This is a genomic window from Streptomyces mobaraensis NBRC 13819 = DSM 40847, from assembly GCF_017916255.1.
GTDB classification, from domain to species: domain Bacteria; phylum Actinomycetota; class Actinomycetes; order Streptomycetales; family Streptomycetaceae; genus Streptomyces; species Streptomyces mobaraensis.
This window is the reverse complement of sequence record NZ_CP072827.1, coordinates 3,430,737-3,451,692: the sequence shown is the minus strand read 5'-3', so window position 1 is coordinate 3,451,692 and position 20,956 is coordinate 3,430,737. Positions and strand designations below refer to the sequence as shown.

Below are 20,956 nucleotides of genomic sequence, written 5' to 3'. Positions count from 1 at the left end.
GAGGATTCCATCCTGATCACCCCCCACCGGCCGTTCTGCGGGAGCACCAGGCAGCGCGTCTGGAGCATGCTGGAGGCCGCGCTGCCGGAACGGTGGACGGCGGTCGGGGGCGTCGGCTTCGTGTTCGCGGAACAGGAAGCGCTGCTCTGCCCGGACCTGGCCGTCGTTCCCGCGGCGGCGGCACGGAACCTCGACTCCTACCCGGCCGGCCTGATCGAGCTGACCGTCGAGGTCGTCTCACCGGGGAGCGTTCGCCAGGACTACCTGGTCAAGGACCGTGCCTATGCCAGGGCGGGCATCGCGAACCACCTGATTCTCGACCCGTACCAGGGGCATTGCGTGACCCTCTGGAACCCCGGCCCCGACGGCTATCTCGGCCGCGACACCATCCCTTACGGGAAGACGGTCACCATCGCGTCCACCGTCGGCCCCCTGGTGTTCGACACCTCCGGTCTGCCCGTCGATCCGGCCCGCTGACCCGCCCGACGGAGCCCCCGCCCCCCGGCCGACTAGGCTCGGGGGCGTGGAGCCGTACGAACACGCAACGCAACGATCCGAGCGCCGGCCCTGGGTGGTCGGTGTTTCCGGCGCGTCCGGGACGCCGTACGCGGCGGCCGTGGTGCGCGGGCTGCTGGCCGCGGGGGAGGGCGTGGACCTGGTCGTCAGCCGGGCCTCGCGGCTGACGCTGCTGGACGAGACCGGGATCTCGTTCCGGGACGCGCACTGGCGGGACGACCTGCGGCAGTGGCTGTCGCTGGGGGCGGACGGCAAGCCGCAGGCGTTCGACGTGGGCGACGCGGAGCTGGCCCGGGTGCGGTACTGGGCCGCCGGTGATCTGGCGGCGGGGCCGTCGTCGGGTTCGTACCCGGTGAAGGGGATGCTGATCGTCCCGGCGAGCACGGCCTGTGTGGCGGGTGTGGCGCTCGGGCTGTCGAAGGACCTGTTGCAGCGGGCCGCGAGCGTGACGCTCAAGGAGCGGCGGCCGTTGGTGGTCGCGGTGCGCGAGACGCCGCTGAGCGGTCAGACGCTGCGCCAGCTGGTGGCGCTCGACGAGGCGGGCGCGATCGTGCTACCCGCCTCTCCGGCGTTCTACGCGGGGGCGACGCACATCCAGGATCTCGTGGACTTCGTCGCCGGGCGGGTACTGGACGCGGCGGGGGTGCCGCACCGGTACTACCGCAGGTGGAAGGGGGAGCTCGGCGGCGGCCGGGCCCCGGAGGGGAGTTAGCGCTTCTTGGCGGCGCGCGCGGCGCGGGCCCCTGCGGCCTCGGCGCGACGGGCGGCGGTGACGGACTGGTGGGCACGCGAGCGGTTGGCCAGGTCCTGCAGCTCGCGCATGCGGGCGTAGGCCATCTCGATCGTGTACACGGGGTTCACTCCTGAAGGATCGTTGGTGCCGTGAGCGTTCGGTGAAAGATTTTCGGGGCGTCAGCCCTTCAATGCCTTAGATTCTACATGCAAGACGGCAAGTTCGCTGATTATTGAAAGGTTCCAGCCATGGACGCGGTGGACAGGCAGCTCATCCAGGCCCTCCGGGAGAACGGGCGGGCCTCGTACGCGGAACTGGGCCGGCTCGTCGGGCTGTCCGGCCCGAGCGTCACGGACCGGATCAACCGCCTGGAGGCGGCCGGCGTCATCACCGGCTACCGCGCGACCGTCAACGCCGCGTCGCTGGGCCTGGGCGTCACGGCGCTGATCGGCATCCAGCTCTCGGACGCCGCCGACCACGAGGACGTGGCGCAGCGGCTGCGCGACCTGGAGGAGATCGAGGACTGCTGGTTCATCGCCGGCGACGACTCGTACATGCTCAAGGTGCGCGTCGGCGACGTGGACGGCCTGGAGCGCACCATCCGCCGGCTGTCCGGGACCAAGGGCGTGAGCCGCACCCGCACCACGATCGTGCTCTCCACCAAGTGGGAGAACCGGGTGGGCGAGCTGCCCGAGGACATCTGACGGCCGGCGGGCCGGGGGCCGGGGCCTCCGCGGGTCCAGGACCGGGCCCGAGGGCGTCTGAAGGCGTGCCTGCCCGGGGGAGTAGGCTCGACCGGGCCAGGCGGAGGAAACCGGACGTACTCCGGACATACCAGAGAGGCGATCGCATGGACGCGGGACTCAAGCGCGAGCTGGAGCAGAAGGTGCGCGCCGGTGAGCGGCTGACCCGCGAGGACGGCATCGCCCTCTACGAGTCCGACGACCTCGCCTGGCTCGGCGGTCTGGCCCACGAGGTGCGGACGCGGAAGAACGGCGACACGGTGCTGTTCAACGTCAACCGCCACCTCAACATGACGAACGTGTGCACGGCCTCCTGCGCCTACTGCTCGTTCCAGCGCAAGCCGGGCGAGAAGGACGCGTACACCATGCGCATCGAGGAGGCCGTCCGCCTCGCCAAGGCGATGGAGAACGACCACCTCACCGAGCTGCACATCGTCAACGGCCTGCACCCCACCCTGCCGTGGCGCTACTACCCGCGGTCGCTGAAGGCGCTCAAGGAGGCGCTGCCGCAGGTCTCCCTGAAGGCGTTCACCGCCACCGAGATCCACCACTTCGAGAAGATCTCCGGCATGCCGGCCTCCGAGATCCTCGACGAGCTGATCGACGCCGGCCTGGAGTCGCTGACCGGCGGCGGTGCGGAGATCTTCGACTGGGAGGTCCGGCAGCACATCGTCGACCACGAGACCCACTGGGAGGACTGGTCGCGCATCCACCGGCTCGCGCACGAGAAGGGCCTCAAGGGCCCGTGCACGATGCTCTACGGGCACATCGAGGAGCCGCGCCACCGCGTGGACCACGTGCTGCGGCTGCGCGAGCTCCAGGACGAGACCGGCGGCTTCCAGGTCTTCATCCCGCTGCGCTACCAGCACGACTTCGTGGACATGAAGGACGGCAAGATCCGCAACCGGCTCCAGGCGCGGACCTCCATGGCCACCGGCGCCGAGGCGCTGAAGACGTTCGCGGTCTCCCGGCTGCTGTTCGACAACGTCCCGCACGTCAAGGTCTTCTGGGTGATGCACGGCCTCCAGACCGCGCAGCTCGCCCTCCAGCACGGCGCCGACGACATGGACGGCTCGGTCGTCGAGTACAAGATCACGCACGACGCGGACAACTACGGCACGCCGAACAAGCTGACCCGCGACGACCTGCTGGACCTCATCCGCGACGCGGGCTTCCGCCCGGCGGAGCGGAACACGCGGTACGAGGTCATCCGGGAGTACGACGGTCCGGACCCGGCGCGGCGCGAGACGCCGCAGGCGATGCGGGTCTGATCCGTCGCCAGTTGACGCCGGAGCCCCGGTGAGGCAACCGCCTCGCCGGGGCTCCTTCTCTTGCGCGGACGCGGTGGGTAATGCTTGCATCTGGCTTATGACTCTTACCTTCGTACGTGATCCGCAGGTGGCCCCCGAGCTGCGCGAGGAGTTCTCGCGGCTCTGGTACGAGGTCTCCCGGGCCGGCGGTTCGGTCGGGTTCGTGCCCTCGGTGTCCGAGGAGGAGGTGCGCGAGGCGGCCGTTGCGCAGCTCGCGCGGGTGGCCGCCGGGGAGCATCGGATGCTCGGCGCGTACGACGCCGGCGGGCGGCTGGTGGGCACCGCGTTCCTCCGGCTGCACGCCGACTTCAAGATGCGGCACTGGTCCATGGTCGTCCTGGTCATGCTCGACCCCGCGCTGCAGGGCGGCGGTCACGGGCTCCGGCTGATGCGGGAGACGATCGACATGGCCCGCGACGCCGGTCTGGAGGCGCTGCGGCTGGAGGTGCGCGGCGGTATGGGGCTGGAGGGCTTCTACGGGCGGCTCGGGTTCAAGGAGGTCGGCCGGGTGCCGGGCGGGCTGCGGCTGTCCGCCGACGACTACCGCGACGACGTCCTGATGTGGCTCGCGCTGGACTGAGCGGATGCGACCGGACGCCGGCGCGGCTCCCCCCGGAGTCCGAGGCGAGTCCCTCCGGACGGCCGGCGCGGCTCCCGTCGAACGCTGGTGCGGCTCCTCCGGACGCCGACGCGGCTCCCTCTGGATTGATCCACTCGCGCTCGTGCTTGACTGGTAGGGACCCTTTCGGCTGCCGTTGAGAAGAAGGTCCGTCCCGTGAGTAGCCAGAAGTACGCCTCGCTCCGTTACACCGCTCTGCGATTCGGCCTGCTCGTCGCCTCTTTCGCCGTCGTGTGGGTGCTCTGCTACCTCCGCGCCATCCCGCTCGGGGCGAACGGCTCCAACTTCGTCTGGATGATCCTGCTGGCGCTGATCATCTCGGCACCGCTGAGCTGGGTGCTGCTGCGCAAGCAGCGGGACGCCATGGCCGTGCAGGTGGCCGAGCGCGTCGAGCGGACGCGGGAGCGGCTGCAGGCGAACGCGGGCCAGGAGGACCGGGCGTAACCGGGCACGGTCGGACAACTCCCATCAAGGGCGGCCATCGCCGCCAAGGGTAGTTTTCGTCACACCGCGCACCACATCGCGCACTCCATCGCACCGCCGCCTCGCCGCCGGACAACCGTCCGGCGGCGAGACGCGCGGTGCTTTTTCATGCCCTGGACCCCTGGGACTCAAAGAATCTCTTTGGGTTCCTCAAAGTTCCAGTGTTAACGTGTCGATATGAAGACAGCAGCAGCGCACCGAATCCCCACGGGCCCCGGCCTCGTGGCGCGCCTGCACGTCGATCTTTGCCGCTGTCTGTCCGCGGCCTGTCGCCGCCGCTGATCGCTCCACGCCGATCACCCCGACGCGGCCGGAGATCCCGTACGTACGGACCTCCTGGCGCCTCGCGCCCCTCTTCACCCCCCGTCTGTCCCCGGAGAATCCGTTGTCCTCGACGCCCCCCTCCCCCGCGACCCCGTCCTCCGGGGTCCGCGCGACCCTCGGCCGGATACCCAAGGTGCCCTTCTGGGCGCAGATCCTGCTGGGCCTCGTCCTCGGCGCCCTGCTCGGCTGGGCGGCCCGCAGCGGCGACATCGCCTGGCTGCAGACCACGCTCGACAAGATCGGTGAGATCTTCGTCCAGCTGCTGATGGTCGTGGTGGCCCCGCTGGTCTTCTTCGCCATCCTGGTCTCGATCACCAACCTGCGGAACGTCTCGAACGCCGCGCGGCTGGCGTCCCGGACCCTCCTCTGGTTCATGATCACGTCGCTGATCGCCGTCTCCATCGGCCTCGCGATCGGCCTGCTCACGGACCCCGGCTCCGGCACCGGCCTCACGGCCGCCGACGGCGCCGACCCCAAGAAGAAGGGCTCCTGGCTCGACTTCATCACCGGCATCGTCCCGACCGACGTCGTCACGCCGTTCACCCAGCTGAACGTGCTCCAGATCGTCTTCATGGCCGCCGTCGCCGGCATCGCCGTCCTCCAGGTCGGCGAGAAGGCCCGCCCGCTGCTCACCCTGAGCGAGTCCGTCCTGGAGCTCCTCCAGAAGGTGCTGTGGTGGGTCATCCGGCTCGCCCCGCTGGGCAGCCTCGGCCTCGTCGGCCACGCCATCCACAAGTACGGCTGGGACCTGATCGGCAAGTACGCGACCTTCACCGCGGACATCTACGTCGGCTGCGCCATCGTCCTCTTCGGCGTCTACCCGCTGCTGCTCGCGACGGTCGCCAAGGTCAACCCGCTGCGGTTCTTCAAGGGCGCCTGGCCCGCGATCCAGCTCGCGTTCGTCTCCCGCTCCTCCGTGGGCACCATGCCGCTGACCCAGCGGGTCACCGAGCGGCTGGGCGTGCCGAAGGAGTACACGTCGTTCGCCGTGCCGTTCGGCTCGACGACGAAGATGGACGGCTGCGCCTCCATCTACCCGGCCATCGCCGCGATCTTCGTCGCCCAGGTCTTCGACGTGCCGCTGGAGGTCCGCGACTACCTGCTGATCGCGTTCGTCTCGGTCATCGGCTCGGCCGCGACCGCCGGTCTGACCGGCGCCACGGTGATGCTCACCCTGACCCTGTCGACGCTGGGCCTGCCGATGGCGGGCGTGGGCCTGCTGCTCGCGATCGACCCGATCGTCGACATGATCCGCACCGCCACCAACGTCGCCGGCCAGTCCGTCGTCCCGATCATCGTCGCCTCCCGCGAGGGCATCCTCGACCGCGAGGCGTACGCCACGGCCGATGGCTCCAAGCTGGACGGTGAGCCGGAGCGGGAGCCCGCCCGGGAGCAGGAGCCGGTGCTCAGCGCGGCGTGACGCGCCCGCGGTTCCGACGGGGGGAGCCCCCGGCCTTCGTCCACGCCGACGAGGCCGGGGGCTCCCGCCGTTCTCACGTCTCACGCTCCCGGACGGCGGGGGCTCACCACTCGATGAGGACGGCTCCGGGGGCGCCGGTCCGCCCCTTGGCGCCGGCGTCCTCGGCATCCCCGGCATCCCCGTCCGAGCCGTCGCTCGGCCCGGTCTTCGCCCTGCCGTCGCCGCCGGATCCGCCCGGGCCGCTGCCGCCCGCGCCCCACAGGGAGACCGTCAGGTGGCTGACGCTTTCCGGCGGGGAGAAGAACGAGACTCCCGGCCTGGTGAAGGGCATGCGGCCGTGCGGCTCGGCGGCCGCCCGGGCGGGCTGGGGTGCGGCGAGCACGCCGCTGAGCGGACCGGTCAGCGCCATGCGGGCGGCGTGGCCGACCGCCGCCGGGCGGACGGGAGGGGCAGCCTCGGATCGTCGGACACGGCGCGTTCCTTGGGGGCTGGGTGGGGGCGTCGCCCCCGGTCGAGGGGGGGTACGGGGACGACGCCGGCCTGCTCGCCGCGGCACGGGGGCCGGCGGCGCGGCAGGCTCCGCGCGCGCCGTGCCGCGGCGCGGCGGGACCAGGGGGACGCCCGAGGCGCCGGCCGTTGCCGACGGGAACGGCCGGACGGCCGACCTCGCACGGTGTACGGGAAGAGGAGTACCGGTGTGATCGGCCCGCAGTCAAAACATCCGACGGCGAACCATCGCCGTTCCCGCCGTCCACCGCCGTGTCGGCGCTCGAACCTCGAACTCCTCTTCCGTAAACGGGCGTTGCCCGATACTCACGGGATCACCCACTGCCCGGCCAAACCCGTCCGCCACCCCGGTCCGGGTGAACCGGCCCGGGAGCGCTTGACCGGAACTGCTCGAAGGGAGTGCGGTGTTCACGCCGACCCGTCCCGTCACCCCGTCGATGCCTGCGCCTTCGCTCGGAGTTGACCGTCCCGCGCTCCGCCAGGGGGCGAGCGGATCGTCGAGCGCGTCGAGCGGGTGGAAGCGGGCTTCCGGCGGTTCGCCGGCCGGGGGAGTGATCGCGGGGGCGTCCCGGCGATCCCTGCCGCACCGATGCGGTCGCGCCGGTCGGCGGGTGGCCGCTTGCCTCGACCTCGGCGAGAGGGGGTCTCGGTCGCGCCGTCGGTCGACGGTGACGGCGTGCGGGTCCGGGGTCCGGACGCGTGGGCCTGCCGTGATGGGTGGGGCGGGAGTTGGTGTGGCTTGAGTGGCGGGGGCGGGGTGGTGGTCGCCCTTGACGGTTGCGGCGGAGTGATGTTACCTGCCGGTACTGTAGCGGGGGCGGAGGGATGCTTGTTGTGACCACTGCACAGACCGACGCTGTCAGGGGCCCGGCCGGCGCCAAGGCGTCCATGCCGGGCGGGGTGCCGAAACCCAGGGTCCGGCGGATGCCCCGGGAGGTGCGGGAGCGGCAGATGATCGACGCCGCCGTGCGGGTGTTCGCCCGCTGCGGCTACAGCGCCGCCTCGATGGACGAGATCGCGGAGCTCGCCGGGGCGTCCAAGCCCCTGATCTACCTGTATCTCCACTCGAAGGAGGACCTGTTCGGCACCTGCATCCGGCGGGAGGCGGCGGCGCTGCTCGGTGCCGTGCGGTCCGCCGTCGAGCCGCACGCCCCGGCCGACCGCCGGCTCTGGGACGGGCTGCGCGCGTTCTTCGCGCACACCGCGGCGCATCCGGAGGGGTGGGCGGTGCTCAGTTGCCGGGCCCGTACGCATGGGGAACCGTTCGACCGGGTCGTGGCCGAACTGCGCGAGGAGATCGTGGAGGTCGTCGTGCGGTTGATAGAGGAGGCCGCCGAGGACGCCGTCGGTGGTGCGGCGGCCGGTCGGGCGCCGCTCAACGGGCGCGAGGTGACCGGGCTCGCCCACGCCCTCGTCGGCGCGGCCGAGTCGCTCGCCGGGTGGGCGAACGGACCCGCCGGCGCCGTCCCCTCGGCCAAGGAGACGGCGGAGACGCTGATGAACGTGGCGTGGGTGGGACTGGAGAACCTGGTGAGTGGCAGGAGGTGGGAGGCGGCGGCCTCCAAGGCGGGGGTGGTGTCGTCCGGTTGATGCGTTCCCGCCGCCCGGGCGCGCATCGAGGAGGTCTGCGGGTCACGTGCCGTCCGACGGGCTCGGCCCGTAGTAGGCGGTGAGGGGTGCGCGTGCCTCGGCGAAGAGGGCAGGGCCGTCCTGCGTCACGGACGGCCAGTCCCCCGATCGCGGGTTGAGCCGCACCAGTTGCTCGGTGGAGAGCGCGTACACGACCCGGCCGATGCCGGAGCGGACGATGCCGCCCGCGCACATGCCGCACGGCTGGCAACTGGTGTACATCGTGGTGCGGGCGGCCGTCTCCGGGTTCAGCTCGCGGGCCGCCCACCGCGCCAGCTTCAACTCCGGGTGGGCCGTGATGTCGTCGTCCCGCCGGACCGTGTTGTGCGCCTCCGCGAGGATCGCCCCGCCCGGACCGGCCAGCAGCGAGCCGTACGGCGCGTCGCCCAGCTCCACCGCGCGCGCCGCGATGCCGATGGCCCGCCGCAGCAGCGCCTCGTCGGCAGAGGTGATCACGACACCGTCCCCCACCGCTCGGCGACCGCGGTGAGCGCCCGCCACGCGGCCTCGGGCCGACGGGTCTGGGCCGGATCCCCGTGATAGGGGTCGAGCACCACCGCCTGCGCACCGAGCCCGCGAAGCTCTCCCAGGTCACCCACGATCTGCTCCAGGTCCCCGACGCCGGCCGGCCGTTCGGCCTCCCGGACCGGAGCGTCGCTCAGCCGCAGGGCGATCCGCGGCGCGAACCCCGGCAAGGCGTGGTCCGCGAGAACCGACCGCATCCGCGCCACCGGCAGCCGCAGCGGATGCCAGGCGTCGCCGAACTCGACCGCCCGCCGGATCGCCGCCGCACTGTGCCCGCCGACCCACACCGCGGGCGCGGCCCCGCCCTCCGCCCTCCACGTGTCCCGCACCACTGCCAGGTACTCGTCGGTCAGCCGGCCCCGCGCGCCGAACGGCACCCCGAGCGCGTCGAACTCCTGCCGCGACCAGCCGACTCCCACGCCGAGCACGAACCGCCCGCCGCTGAGCCGTTGCAGGCTGCTCGCCATCCGCGCCACCAGCAGCGGATGCCGGTACGGCAGCACCAACACGGTCGTGCCCAGCCGCAGTTCGCCGCCGCCCGTCCCCGCCAGCCAGGACAGTGTGGTGAACGGGTCGTAGAACGGCTCCGGATACCGCTCGGCCACATCCGGGGTGACGGCCACGTGGTCGGACACCATCAGCAGGTCGAACCCGAGCCCGGCCACGACCCGCGCCCACTCGCGCAGCACGCCGGGGTCGGTCCCCGGCCCGAAGTTCGGTACGTTGACGCCAAGTTGCATGCCATGAGGCTATTGCGGTGATCACGTCGAAGGGAACGGCATCTTCCCGGTAGTGCCCGCCTTTCGCCGTGGATCTCCCGGTACTATCGCGCCATGGCCGTGAACCTCGACGACCTCGACTGGGCGATCATCGAGCAGCTCCAGCAGGAGGCCCGCATCTCCCTGAGCGAGCTGGGACGCCGCGTCAGCCTCAGCCCGTCGGCCACGACCGAGCGGGTGCGCAACCTGGAGTCGCTGGGCGTCATCACCGGCTACCACGCCACCGTGGACCTGGCCAAGGTCGGCTACCCGGTACTCGCGGTCGTCCGCCTGAAGTACCCCGGCAACCGGCACCAGCCACTGCACCACCTCCTTGCCGAGCGCCGCGAGATCCTGGAGTGCCTGCGCACCACCGGCGACGACTGCTACACCCTGAAGGTGGCCGCGACCTCCATGGAGCACCTGGAGACGCTCGTGGACGAACTGGCCGGCTTCGGCAGCACGACCACGAGCGTCGTCTACAGCCGAACGCTGTCCTACCGCGGACCCGACCGGCCCTGACCGGCAGCCGGCCGCGGCCACGGGACCGCTGCCCGGCGGCGGAGCGCCAGGCCGCTCCCGTGGGTCAGGACGCGGTACCCGCCCTAGGCGCAGTCGCCGTGGTCCGGGTGGTTGGCGAAACGTTCCGCCAGCCAGTTCGCCGCCGGGATCGCCTGGATCACCGCGCCGCCCACGTGCTCCGTCAGCGGCAGTGCCGTCCAGCGGACGCTCGCTCCTCGTGCGCACCAGTCCGCGCGCAGGCGCCGGCCCAGGTCGTAGGGGATCAGCTCGTCGGCCGTCCCGTGGTAGAGGTACACGGGGCGGTCGGGGGCGTGCGTGCCCAGGTTCGAGGAGCGCAGGACGCGCTGCCAGTCCGCCTCGTAGAGCGGGTTGCGGACGGTGACGTCGGATATCTTCCTGAAGAGGCCGGCGGCCACGTCGGCCGCCACGCAGTTCTCCTTGAAGAAGCGGATGTAGGCGCGGCCGCGGTCGTTGAGGTAGTCGTCCAGGCGGAGTTCGGGGTAGGCGGCGTTCTGGCCGGACGCCGCCATGAGGATCAGGCCGGCGCCGATGCCGCCGTTGTTGTGATCCGCGGTCCTGAGGAGGTCGGCGGGGACGCCGCCGGTGGCCGTGCCCTTCACGTTCAGCTCGGGGGCGTAGCCGTCGTGCAGCTCCGCCGCCCAGGAGGTGGCCTGGCCGCCCTGGGAGTAGCCCATGATGCCGACGGGCGCGTCCGGGGACAGGCCCGCCTCGGGGAGCCGCAGCGCGGCGCGGGCCGCGTCGAGGACGGCGTGGCCCGCCGAGCGGCCTACGACGTAGGTGTGGTCGCCCGGGGTGCCCAGGCCCTCGTAGTCGGTCACGGCGACGGCCCAGCCGCGAGCGGTGAGAAGTTGGATGAGGTTGGCCTCGACCGCCGTCCCCCGTGGGAAGCCGGCGGACGGGGCGCACTGGTCGCCCAGGCCGACGGTGCCCACCGCGTAGGTGATCAGCGGGCGGTCGCGGTCGGGTCTGCCGTCCCGCGGGACGATCACCGTGCCCGAGACGGTGTTGGGGGTGTTCTTGGCGGTGGTCGAGCGGTAGGTGATGCGCCAGGCGCGGGTGGGAGTGGGTTGGCCTGGGAGGGGGTGGAAGGTGGTGGGGGTGGAGGTGAGGATGTCGCCGGGGGCGGGGGGTGGTGTGGGGGTTGTTGTGGCCGACGTGGCGGTGCCGGCGGCGGCCGACGTGATGAAGGCCAGTGTCGCTGTCACGGTGGCCGCGGCCGTGCGGGCCAGGGTGCGGAGGCGCATGGGCGCTCCCAACTCTTTTGGGTGTGGCGATTGTTGGGCCGCACCGTAGTGACCGACTGGTAAGTACGGGGGTGGCCGGAGTGCTCGGGTTTGTTGGCCGGGGGGCTCGTTGTGTGTGGGATGCCCCTGCCCCGCCCTCTCACCGTTTCTTGCAGGGGCTGCGCCCCCGCACCCCCCAGCACGCTGCGAGCGCTGTCCTCAAACGCCGGACGGGCTGGTGGAAGTGGGAGCGGGCGCAGGCGACTGCCGCCTGTACGTGCCCGGTGTCGTGCCCGTCCAGCGGCGGAACGCGCGGTGGAAGGCCGTGGTCTCCGAGAAGCCCAGGCGGGCCGCCAGTTCCGTGGTCGGTTCGCGGCCCGCGGCCAGGGAGGACAGGGCCGCGTCGCGGCGCACCTGGTCCTTGACGCGGCGGTAGGACGTGCCTTCGGCGGCCAGCCGGCGGCGGAGGGTGGCCGGGCTCACCGCCAGGCGGGCCGCCGTCTCGGTGGCCTCCGGGAGGCGGGCCGGGCGGTGGTCCTCGCGCAGGGCCGCGGCCAGGGCCCCGCGGACCTGTTCGGTGACGGTCGTGCCGTAGTCGCGGCGGCGCAGCAGGTCGGCGGGGGCGCGCCGGAGGAGGTCGGTCAGGCCCGCCTCGTCCCGGAGGAGCGGCGCGGACAGCCAGTGCCGGGCCAGGCCGACGCCCGTCCGGTGGGCGCCGAACCGTACCGGGCAGCCGAACATCCGGCCGTACTCCGCCGCGTACGGCGGCGCCGGATACGCGAACTCCGCCCACCTCAGGGCGATCCGCCGCCGGATGAGCCAGCTCGCCAGCCGGTGCCAGACCACCAGCGCGCATTCGGCGAGAAAGCGGCCTTCCGGCAGTCGGCGGAGGTCGTTCCGCACGGCGAACACCGCCTCCTCCGCGCCGTGTTCGAGCGCCAGGGCGGGCCCTCCCGGGAAGAGGCCGTAGAAGCGGACCGCGCGGTCGACGGCCGTGCCGAGGTCCGGGCAGCCGACGCACGCGTGGCACATCATCGCGAACGTGCCGGGTCTGCTGGGAGCCGTCCCCAGGCCGAGGAACTCGTCCCGCGTCGTCCGGCGTACCGCTCTGACCAGCGCGGTGAACTGCTCGGGCGTCACCCGCGCCCGGTCGTCGCCCGGCAGCAGCGGCGGGATGCGGGCGGTCTGGAGCAGGGGGACGGGGTCGTGGCCCAGGCGGACCGCGCCAGCGAGGGCCGCCCGGACGAAGTGCGCGCCGATCGTCGGCTCGCCGGTCGTGAACCGCGGGGTGAGGAGGGCGGGTTCAGGCATGAGGGCATGGTGCGCCGAGCGGTACGGACGGGGGTGCCGAGCGTTCCGGTCAATCCCGGGGCGCGACGGCGTGCGTAGGGTCCGGAACGCGGTCCGGAGGGCCCCGCGGCCGCTCCCCGACGGGCCGCACCACCCCGACCGCCGGAGGCGCCATGCCCGACCGACCCCGCACCCTGGCCCTGTTCGCCGAGTGGACGGCCGACCGGTACGCAGGCCGCCCGGCCCTCCGCTTCCGCCGGCCGGACGACGGGGGCTGGACGGACGTCGGCTACGACGAGCTGCGCGGGACCGTACGGACCGTCGGGCGCGCCCTGCTCACCCTCGGCGTGCGGCCCGGCGACCGGGTCGCCGTCCTCGCCCGCACCCGGCCCGAGTGGACGTACGTCCAGCTCGCGGCGCTCGCCGCCGGCGCCGTCGTGGTGCCCGTCTACCCGACGGCCGGGGACGAGGAGCTCGGCTGGGTGCTCTCCGACTCCGGCGCGAGCGTCGCCGTCGCCGAGGACGCGTCCCAGGCGGCCCGGATCGCCGCCCTCCGCGCCCGGCTGCCCGGCCTCCGGCACGTCGTCGTCATGGAGGGTGCTGCGGAGGGGTACCCGTTCCTGGCGCAGATCGAAGTCACCGCCTCCCTCTCCGAACTCCTCGACCGCGCCGACCACGTCACCCCCTCCGACCTCTGCGGCATCATCTACACCTCCGGCACCACCGGCCTCCCCAAGGGCTGCCGGCTGACCCACGGCAACCTCGCCGCCGCCCACGACGCGACGGCCGGCTTCATCACCTACGCGCCCGGCGACAGCACGTACCTCTACCTCCCGCTGGCCCATCTCCTGGCACAGCTCGTGCAGTTCGGCGCCCTGCTGCGCGGCGCGACGCTCTGCTACCACTCCGGCCGGAACGAGGACATCGTCGCCGGGCTGGCCGCCACCCGGCCGACGCACCTGCCGTCCGTACCCCGCCTGTTCGAGAAGGTGCACGGCACGGCGCTGGCCCTGGCCGACGCCGGGGGCCCGGACGGGCGGGCGCGGCTCGCGGCGGCCGTACGGGCCGGGGTCGAGGCCGCCGCCCTGCGCGAGCGCGGGGAGGCGCCCGACGGGCCGCTGCGCGCCGCCTGGGAGGCCGCCGAGGAGCGGGTGTTCGCCCCGGTGCGGGAGGTCTTCGGCGGGCGGCTGCGCTGGGCGCTGACCGGCGCCGCGCCCATCGCGCCGGCCACCCTGGACTTCCTGCGTGCCTGCGGTGTCCTGGTGCACGAGGGGTACGGGATGACCGAGACGGCCGGAGTGATCTCGCTCAACCGGCCGGGAGCGTACCGGCCGGGCACGGTCGGCCGGCCGGTGCCCGGCTGCGAGGTGCGCATCGCGCCCGACGGCGAGATCCTCGCCCGGGGGCCCGGGATCTTCCCCGGCTACCACCGCGACCCGGCCGCCACCGCCGCCGTGCTGGACGCGGACGGCTGGCTCCGCACCGGGGACCTCGGCACGCTGGACGCCGACGGGTTCCTCACGGTGACCGGCCGCAAGAAGGACCTCGTCATCACGTCGAACGGCAAGAACATCACCCCCGCCCTGCCCGAGGCCGCCCTCCGGCAGTCCCGCTGGATCTCCCACGCGGTGCTCGCCGGCGACCGCCGCCCGTACCCGGTGGCGCTGCTCACCCTGGACGCCGCCGAGATCGCGGCCTGGGCGGCCCGCGAGGGTGTCGACCTGGGCCCGGACGGGCCGGAGCGGCACCCCGCCGTGCGGCGGCTGTGCCAGGAGGCGGTGGACGCGGTGAACGCCCGCTCGGCGGGGCCGGCCAGGATCCGGGCGTTCGCGATCCTGCCGGGCGATTTCGGGGTGGAGAGCGGAGAGCTGACGCCCACCCTCAAACTGCGCCGTTCGGTAATCCTCGAACGGCATGCGAGGGAAATCGACGCACTGTACGAACGGCGTATGGACGTATGGGGTTAAGGCTTTGTCAAGCGGAACGTGGAGGGGGTTTGCGGCGGGAAGGGTGCGGCGGGCGGGGTGCCCGGGGCGGGAAAGTCCGGAAATCCGTGATCGTCCGGCGGGCCGGCGCCGTGGGCGGGGCCGGAGCCGGGGTCGGGGACGGATCAAGGCCGCGATCGGGGTGGGAGTGAAGGGGATCGAAGGGGGATCCAGACGGGATCGGGCCGGGCAAAGGCAGGAGCCCTGCCCCGCCGTCGAAACGGCGGGGCAGGGCTCCTTGGTGGTACTGCGAGTCGACCGCGATCGGCCGGTCACCGCTTGCCGGCCCGGGGGCCGGCCCCGTGTTACGCGGGGGTGACGTTCTCGGCCTGCGGGCCCTTCGGACCCTGGGTGACGTCGAAGGTCACGGCCTGGTTCTCCTCGAGGGAGCGGAAGCCGGAGGCGTTGATCGCGGAGTAGTGGACGAAGACATCGGGGCCCCCGCCGTCCTGGGCGATGAAGCCAAAGCCCTTTTCAGCGTTGAACCACTTCACGGTTCCGGTAGCCATAAAGCCCTCCTTGGGCCCAAAGGGTTGCCCTGCTCCAGAACCTGCAAGAAGTCTGAAAACTACAAAAGCCTGCGGGTTACATGCTCCGCAGGCTCTGTACTGCAAGGGAAACCAAACTGCAACTTGCGGCGAGCGTAGCACGGAGCCTTCTTCCGGTGGAAGAGTCGAAGATCACGCTCAAGGTGGGTTTTCGGTCCGCCAAAGGAGGAAAAGCTCGTCTGTCGGACGCGGCCCCGAGCCGGGTCCCGAGTCGAGCCCGAGCCGACCCCCGGACGGGTGGCCCGGATGCCGCGGGGCTAGCCTCCGGATGTGGACAATTCAGCATCCGACGCACCCGTCCCCGACGTACCGGCCTGCGACGCGCCGGCCCACGGCGCCCACCCCAGACGGCGCAGTCGCCCCCGGGTCGGTCACATCCAGTTCCTGAACTGCCTGCCCCTGTACTGGGGGCTCGCCCGGACCGGGGCCCTGCTCGATCTGGACCTGTCCAAGGACACCCCCGAGCGGCTCAGCGAGGCCCTCATCCGAGGGGACCTGGACATCGGCCCGGTGACGCTCGTCGAGTACCTGCGCCACGCGGACGAGCTGGTCGCCATGCCCGACATCGCGGTCGGCTGCGACGGCCCGGTGATGTCCTGCATGATCGTCTCGCAGGTGCCGCTGAAGGAGCTCGACGGGGCGCGCGTCGCCCTCGGTTCCACCTCCCGCACCTCCGTGCGCCTGGCGCAGCTGCTGCTCGCCGAGCAGATCGGCGTACGGCCGGAGTACTTCACCTGCCCGCCCGATCTGAGCCTGATGATGCGCGAGGCGGACGCCGCCGTGCTCATCGGCGACGCCGCGCTGCGGGCCTCGCTGCACTACGCGCCCAAGCTCGGCCTGGAGGTCCATGACCTGGGGCGGATGTGGAAGGAGTGGACGGGGCTGCCGTTCGTCTTCGCCGTCTGGGCCGTGCGCCGCGACTACCTGGCCCGGGAGCCGGAGACCGTCCGCAAGGTGCACGAGGCGTTCCTGGCCTCGCGGGACCTGTCCCTGGAGGAGGTCGGGAAGGTCGCGGAGCAGGCGGCGCGCTGGGAGGCGTTCGACGCGGAGCTGCTGGAGCGCTACTTCACCACGCTGGACTTCCGCTTCGGCTCCCGCCAGCTGGAGGGCGTCACCGAGTTCGCCCGGCTGACCGGGCCGACGACCGGCTTCCCCGCCGACGTCCGGGTGGAACTGCTGGAGCCCTGACCCCTTGGGGGAGGGGTCAGGGCTCCATGCTCGGGGCGGCCCGGTCCGCGCTCTCGGGGACCGGGCCGCTTGCCTCAGGCGACGGGTCCCTGCATGTGCTCGCTGATCCACTGGATCAGGCCGCCGGACTCCATGTTGGGCACATAGGTGGCCGCGTTGTGCTCGCCGCCCTGGATGACGTGGTACTTCGTCTTCACCGGGCCCTTGTTGCCGTACTTGGCGACGAAGGCGTCGATCGGCGGCTTGACCGGCTCGCTCGCGCCGACCTGGAGGCCCAGGTAGACCTCGGGGCCGCCCTTGGCGATCAGCCGCTGGGCGAGCACCTTGGAGTTGTTGTCCGCCCGCTCCTTCTCGTGGCCCTTCCACAGCAGCGAGTCCGGGACGATGTCCGGGCCGGAGGCGATGACGGCCTTGAACTTGTCCGGCTTCTGGAGCACCGACTTCAGGCCGGCGGAGCCGCCGGTGGAGGAGCCCATGAAGGCCCAGCCGTCGCGGGACTTGATCGTCCGGAAGTTCTCCTTGATCAGCTGGGGGACGTCCTCGGTCAGCCAGGTGCCCATCTTCGGCTGGCCCGGGATGTCACTGCCGTCCCAGTACCGGCCGGGGGTCGGGTCGCCCTTCCCGTCGTGGTTCTCCGGGTTGAGGACCGGCATGGCGATGATGAACGGGAGGCTCTTGCCTTCCTTCGCCCACTTCTGGACGGAGTCCTCCAGCTTGAGGTTGGACCCCATCCAGTAGTTGTTGGGGAACCCCGCGCCGCCGGGCAGCGCGATCAGCACCGGGAAGCCGCTGTCCTTGTACTTCGGATCCTTGTACTCCTCGGGAGCCCAGACCCAGACCTTGCCGGTGAAGCCGGACTTCTTCCCCTGGTACGTGGTGACGGCGATCTTGCTGCCGTCCTGCACCGTGCCGGAGATCTTGAAGTCGGCCTTGGGGCCGGTCGGCATCAGCGCCTTCGCGCCCGGCTTCCCGCCGCCGTTCTTCCCGCCGCCGTCGTCGAAGGAGATCGGGTCGCCCTTGTCGGAGAAGACGTCGAAGTAGTTCAGCACCGGGTAGGCGACGGCCCCGAGCACGGCTATGCACACCGCGACCAGGAACCAGCGCTTCGCCCGCTTGGCCCTGCGGTGGCCCCTCGACTGGTAGGCGCCGTTGGCTGAGTTGCTCATCCTGTCCCTCGGATCCCTCTGGACGTTTCTGCTGTCCCGAAGGACATGGCGGTCGTTTCCGTATGGGTGCGGTCATCGCCGCGTGGACCGGGTGCGGTGCCGCCGTGGGGCCCCGGGCGGAGCCCCACGGGGGTGATCAGGAGGGGTCCACCGGTCCCGAGATGTGCTCGCTGATCCACTTCATGCTGCCCTCGCCCATCCCCTTCACATAGGACTTCGCGTTGTGCGAACCGCCCTGGATGACCTGGAGGTGGGTGTGGATGGGGCCCTTGTTGCCGTAGGTGGCGATGTACTTGTCCACCTTCCCCTTCACGGTCCCTTCAAGGGTGCCGTACTGGAAGGCGAGGTAGACGTCCGGGCCGCCCTTGGCGATCAGCTTCTTGGAGAGCAGCTCGGGGTTGTTCGCGTCCATCTCCTTCTGGTGGCCCTGCCACAGCCGGGAGTCCGGGACGATGTCCGGGCCGGAGGCGATGACGGCCTTGAACTTGTCCGGGTGCTTCAGCACGGCCTTCAGGCCCGCGAAGCCGCCGGTGGAGGAGCCCATGAACGCCCAGCCGTCACGGGACTTGATCGTCCGGAAGTTCTCCTTGATCAGCTGGGGGACGTCCTCGGTCAGCCAGGTGCCCATCTTCGGCTGGCCCGGGATGTCACTGCCGTCCCAGTACAGCGGGTCGGCGTTCCGCGGGTTGAGGACGGGCATCGCGATGATGAAGGGCTTGCCCGTGCCCTCCTCGGACCACTTGGCGACGCTCGACTCCAGGCCGAGGTCGGTGCCCATCCAGTAGTTCATGGGGTAGCCGGGACCGCCGGGGAGGGCGATCAGCACCGGGAAGCCGCTGTGCTTGTACTTCGGGTCCTTGTACTGCTTCGGCGCCCAGACCCAGACCTTGCCGGTGAAGCCGGACTTCTTGCCCTGGTACGTGACCACGCCGATCTCGGTGCCGTCGCTCAGGGTGTTGGCGTTCTTGAACGGGGCCGCCGGACCCGTCGGCATCGCGACCTTGGAGTCGGACGCCTGCTGGGCGCCCTTGCCGCCGTCGTTCCCCCCGGCCTGACCGCCGCCCGCCGGAATGTCCTGGCCGAAGCTGACCGGCTCGCCCTTCCGGGAGAAGGGGCCGATCTCCATGTACTTCATGACACCGGTGGTTATCAGGCCGAGGACGGCTATGGAGGCCACCACTATGATCCAGCGTTTCCGGCCAGAGGCCCGCCGGCGGCTCTGAGACCGGTAGGTCCCGCTCGAGTGCGTCATCGCGTCGCTCCGGACGATTCTGCTGCCCCGAAGGACATGACGGTTTGTTCCTCCCTAGTGGATGGGCAAACCGGGGAGGCGGGTTCCTGGGACAGCCCATGAATTGAGTCATAGGCTGAAAATCAGGGTCCGGCAGGGGGCGTACGGCCCCTTCTGGGGGGAGGCGAAGGTCCCGATGCGGCCGTTGCTGGAGGAAGACCCGCGCGCCGTGGGCCCGTACCGGCTGCTGGGGGTGCTCGGCGCGGGCGGCATGGGCCGCGTCTACGTGGGCCGCAACCCCGGCGGCCGGACGGTGGCGGTGAAGGTCGTGCACCCGAGGCTCGCCCTCGACGACGAGTTCCGCACGCGCTTCCGGCGCGAGGTGGAGACCGCGCGGCGGGTCGGCGGCGCCTGGACCGCGCCGGTCCTGGACGCGGACCCGGACGCGCCGATGCCCTGGGTGGTCACGGGGTACGTGGCCGGGCCCTCCCTGGACCGGGCCGTCGCCGACGTCGGGCCGCTGCCCGGACCGGCCGTCCGCGCGGTGGGCGCCGGGCTGGCCGAGGCGCTGGCCGCCGTGCACGCGCTGGGGCTCGTCCACCGGGACGTCAAACCCTCCAACGTGCTGCTGCCGCTCGACGGTCCGCGGCTGATCGACTTCGGCATCGCCCGGGCCATGGACGGCACGGCCTCGCTCACCGCCACCGGCGTCGTGATCGGCTCGTCCGGGTACATGGCGCCCGAGCAGGTGCTGGGGCGCCCGCTGACCGGGGCGGCGGACGTCTTCTCGCTCGGCGCGGTCCTCGCCTTCGCCGCCGCGGGCGCGGCGCCGTTCCCCGGCGAGCACCACGCGTCGATCAACTACCGCGTCGTCCACGGCGATCCGGAGCTCGCGCCGGACCTGGACGGTGAGCTGCGCGAGCTGATCACGGCCTGCCTCGCCAAGGACCCGGCCGACCGCCCGGCCCCCACGGACCTCCTCCGCCGGCTCACCGGCGGCCGCCCGGCGGGCGACCTCGTGGGGCCGGGCTGGCTGCCGGCGCCGCTGGTGGAGCAGGTGAGCCGGCAGGCGGTGGAGCTGCTGGGGCTGGAAGGCGGTGGCGTCCCCTCGGGCTCGTCCGGCGGTGCTTTCGGCCCGGCGACGGGCTACGCGCCGACGGAGTGGGGCGGCGGGCCGCCGACGGCGGGGGACGGCGGCGGCAGCGGCCCGGACGGCACGAACGTCCCGGGGGGTCCGGGCGGCACGGGAGGCGGGAACGGGGGTCCGGCGGGCGCACGGGAACCGGCGGGGGCGGGCGGCGCCTTCGGGGTGCCCCCCGCGCCCCCGCCGGGCTCCTACGCGGAGTGGCCCGGCGGCGCGCTCCCGGCGCGGGACGGCAGTGGGCCGGGCGAAGCGTACGGGCTCGCCGGGGGCGCGTACGGCCCTGGCGAGGGTGTGTCCGGACGCGGCGGGGGCGCGTACGACCGCGACGAGGGCGCGTACGGGCTCGCCGGGGACGCGTACGGTCGCGGCGGGGACGTGTACGACGCCTCCGGCGCGAAGACCCATGGTGGGCCGGGCGCGGGCCCGTACAGCGACCGCGGCCCGTACGGAGACCGCGGCCCGGCACCGGCCGGGCCGGGGAAGCGGAGTGCGCGGCGCCGGGTCCTGCGGGTCGTCCTCCCGGCGGCCGGCGCCGTGGTGGCCGTCCTCGCCGTGCTCCTCGGGCTGGGGGTGTGGCCGTTCGAGAGAGGCGACGGGCACGGCGGCGAGGCGGAGGGGTCCGCCGGGTCCGCGGCCCCGGCGGAAGGGGACGTCCCGCGCGGCTTCGTCGGGACCTGGACCGGGGGGATCAAGCAGCGCGACGGCACCCCCAACGGGACGGTGACCTCGGTCATCGGCCAGGGGCGGAAGGGCGAGTACGTCGTCCGCAACAGCTACGACGTCCTCGGCGTCTTCCAGTGCCGCGCCAAGGCCGCGCTGCGGTCGGCCACCGCGACGAGGATCACGCTCCGGGAGGTGGCCGACGGCCCGAAGGCGGCCGGCTGTACCGGCAGCGAGGCGACCCTCGTCTACACCCTCGGTTCCGACGGCACGCTCTCCTACGCCTCCGACGACGCCCAGGGCGGCTCGCCCACCGCCACCCTCACCCGCTCCGGTGGCTGACCCCGGCCGCCCCCGGCGCTGTCGGACCCCTGGCGTAGGCTGGTTCGGACTTCACGAACCCGCTCCGAA

General features: G+C 72.4%; 21 protein-coding genes. 12 read left to right on the top strand and 9 right to left on the bottom strand.

The features are described 5' to 3' along the window. Positions 1-66: 66 nt before the first annotated feature. Complete coding sequence (locus tag J7W19_RS14560) at positions 67-477, top strand: Uma2 family endonuclease (protein ID WP_004943654.1); 411 nt, start codon at positions 67-69, stop codon at positions 475-477. Between the two features lie 46 nt (positions 478-523). After that, positions 524-1,228 carry a UbiX family flavin prenyltransferase gene (locus J7W19_RS14555; protein ID WP_040889420.1) on the top strand — a complete coding sequence of 235 codons (705 nt, stop codon included), beginning with the start codon at positions 524-526 and terminating at the stop codon, positions 1,226-1,228. On the opposite strand, the gene J7W19_RS14550 is transcribed toward J7W19_RS14555, so the two are convergent. Further along, positions 1,225-1,368, bottom strand: a complete 144-nt coding sequence (locus tag J7W19_RS14550) for a hypothetical protein (protein WP_004943659.1) — start codon at positions 1,366-1,368, stop codon at positions 1,225-1,227. The genes J7W19_RS14555 and J7W19_RS14550 overlap by 4 nt on opposite strands. 129 nt (positions 1,369-1,497) lie before the next feature. Here J7W19_RS14550 and J7W19_RS14545 point away from each other — a divergent pair, with 129 nt between their 5' ends. From J7W19_RS14545 to J7W19_RS14525, 5 genes are all read left to right on the top strand, one after another. Beyond that, positions 1,498-1,953 carry an Lrp/AsnC family transcriptional regulator gene (locus tag J7W19_RS14545; protein WP_004943663.1) on the top strand — a complete coding sequence of 152 codons (456 nt, stop codon included), beginning with the start codon at positions 1,498-1,500 and terminating at the stop codon, positions 1,951-1,953. Positions 1,954-2,099: 146 nt separating this feature from the next. Then, positions 2,100-3,263, top strand: a complete 1,164-nt coding sequence (mqnE, locus tag J7W19_RS14540) for an aminofutalosine synthase MqnE (protein ID WP_004943666.1) — start codon at positions 2,100-2,102, stop codon at positions 3,261-3,263. Positions 3,264-3,360: 97 nt separating this feature from the next. Beyond that, entirely contained in the window at positions 3,361-3,882 is a 522-nt protein-coding gene (locus tag J7W19_RS14535) for a GNAT family N-acetyltransferase (protein WP_040889423.1), read from the top strand. Between the two features lie 195 nt (positions 3,883-4,077). Then, on the top strand, positions 4,078-4,365 hold the full coding sequence (locus tag J7W19_RS14530; protein WP_004943672.1) for a DUF4229 domain-containing protein: 288 nt from the start codon (positions 4,078-4,080) through the stop codon (positions 4,363-4,365). Between the two features lie 424 nt (positions 4,366-4,789). Next, on the top strand, positions 4,790-6,148 hold the full coding sequence (locus J7W19_RS14525; RefSeq protein WP_004943673.1) for a dicarboxylate/amino acid:cation symporter: 1,359 nt from the start codon (positions 4,790-4,792) through the stop codon (positions 6,146-6,148). A gap of 103 nt (positions 6,149-6,251) precedes the next feature. On the opposite strand, the gene J7W19_RS14520 is transcribed toward J7W19_RS14525, so the two are convergent. After that, a complete protein-coding gene (locus tag J7W19_RS14520) occupies positions 6,252-6,557 on the bottom strand; it encodes a hypothetical protein (protein WP_004943676.1) in 306 nt (101 codons plus the stop codon). A gap of 1,022 nt (positions 6,558-7,579) precedes the next feature. Here J7W19_RS14520 and J7W19_RS14515 point away from each other — a divergent pair. Next, entirely contained in the window at positions 7,580-8,245 is a 666-nt protein-coding gene (locus J7W19_RS14515) for a TetR/AcrR family transcriptional regulator (protein ID WP_004943678.1), read from the top strand. 42 nt (positions 8,246-8,287) lie between these two features. Here J7W19_RS14515 and J7W19_RS14510 read toward each other — a convergent pair whose 3' ends face one another. Together J7W19_RS14510 and J7W19_RS14505 are read right to left on the bottom strand one after the other, a co-directional pair. Beyond that, positions 8,288-8,740 (bottom strand): nucleoside deaminase, encoded by a 453-nt coding sequence (locus J7W19_RS14510; RefSeq protein WP_004943681.1) that lies wholly within the window; start codon positions 8,738-8,740, stop codon positions 8,288-8,290. Continuing rightward, complete coding sequence (locus tag J7W19_RS14505) at positions 8,737-9,549, bottom strand: LLM class flavin-dependent oxidoreductase (RefSeq protein WP_040889426.1); 813 nt, start codon at positions 9,547-9,549, stop codon at positions 8,737-8,739. The genes J7W19_RS14510 and J7W19_RS14505 overlap by 4 nt, the downstream gene beginning before the upstream one ends. Before the next feature lie 93 nt (positions 9,550-9,642). Here J7W19_RS14505 and J7W19_RS14500 point away from each other — a divergent pair, with 93 nt between their 5' ends. Next, the gene (locus J7W19_RS14500; RefSeq protein WP_004943688.1) at positions 9,643-10,089 is read left to right on the top strand and encodes an Lrp/AsnC family transcriptional regulator; all 447 of its coding nucleotides are present in this window, start codon (positions 9,643-9,645) and stop codon (positions 10,087-10,089) included. 83 nt (positions 10,090-10,172) lie between these two features. Here the strand turns inward: J7W19_RS14500 and J7W19_RS14495 are convergent, their stop codons facing one another. Together J7W19_RS14495 and J7W19_RS14490 are read right to left on the bottom strand one after the other, a co-directional pair. Then, complete coding sequence (locus tag J7W19_RS14495) at positions 10,173-11,354, bottom strand: lipase family protein (protein ID WP_004943691.1); 1,182 nt, start codon at positions 11,352-11,354, stop codon at positions 10,173-10,175. 198 nt (positions 11,355-11,552) lie between these two features. Further along, positions 11,553-12,644: an AraC family transcriptional regulator gene (locus tag J7W19_RS14490; protein ID WP_004943692.1), complete on the bottom strand. Its 1,092-nt coding sequence runs from the start codon at positions 12,642-12,644 to the stop codon at positions 11,553-11,555. A gap of 152 nt (positions 12,645-12,796) precedes the next feature. On the opposite strand from J7W19_RS14490, the gene J7W19_RS14485 reads away from it, so the two are divergent. Then, a complete protein-coding gene (locus J7W19_RS14485) occupies positions 12,797-14,590 on the top strand; it encodes an AMP-dependent synthetase/ligase (protein WP_004943695.1) in 1,794 nt (597 codons plus the stop codon). Between the two features lie 323 nt (positions 14,591-14,913). Here J7W19_RS14485 and J7W19_RS14480 read toward each other — a convergent pair whose 3' ends face one another. Further along, the gene (locus tag J7W19_RS14480; protein WP_004943697.1) at positions 14,914-15,117 is read right to left on the bottom strand and encodes a cold-shock protein; all 204 of its coding nucleotides are present in this window, start codon (positions 15,115-15,117) and stop codon (positions 14,914-14,916) included. Between the two features lie 309 nt (positions 15,118-15,426). Between J7W19_RS14480 and J7W19_RS14475 the strand changes: the two genes are divergently transcribed. Further along, positions 15,427-16,344: a menaquinone biosynthetic enzyme MqnA/MqnD family protein gene (locus J7W19_RS14475; RefSeq protein ID WP_004943700.1), complete on the top strand. Its 918-nt coding sequence runs from the start codon at positions 15,427-15,429 to the stop codon at positions 16,342-16,344. 74 nt (positions 16,345-16,418) lie between these two features. Here J7W19_RS14475 and J7W19_RS14470 read toward each other — a convergent pair whose 3' ends face one another. After that, positions 16,419-17,510 (bottom strand): alpha/beta hydrolase, encoded by a 1,092-nt coding sequence (locus J7W19_RS14470; protein ID WP_004943703.1) that lies wholly within the window; start codon positions 17,508-17,510, stop codon positions 16,419-16,421. A gap of 136 nt (positions 17,511-17,646) precedes the next feature. Then, complete coding sequence (locus tag J7W19_RS14465) at positions 17,647-18,636, bottom strand: alpha/beta hydrolase (RefSeq protein WP_004943706.1); 990 nt, start codon at positions 18,634-18,636, stop codon at positions 17,647-17,649. A gap of 301 nt (positions 18,637-18,937) precedes the next feature. Between J7W19_RS14465 and J7W19_RS14460 the strand changes: the two genes are divergently transcribed. Then, positions 18,938-20,887 (top strand): serine/threonine-protein kinase, encoded by a 1,950-nt coding sequence (locus J7W19_RS14460; RefSeq protein ID WP_210455336.1) that lies wholly within the window; start codon positions 18,938-18,940, stop codon positions 20,885-20,887. The last annotated feature ends 69 nt before the right edge of the window (positions 20,888-20,956 follow it).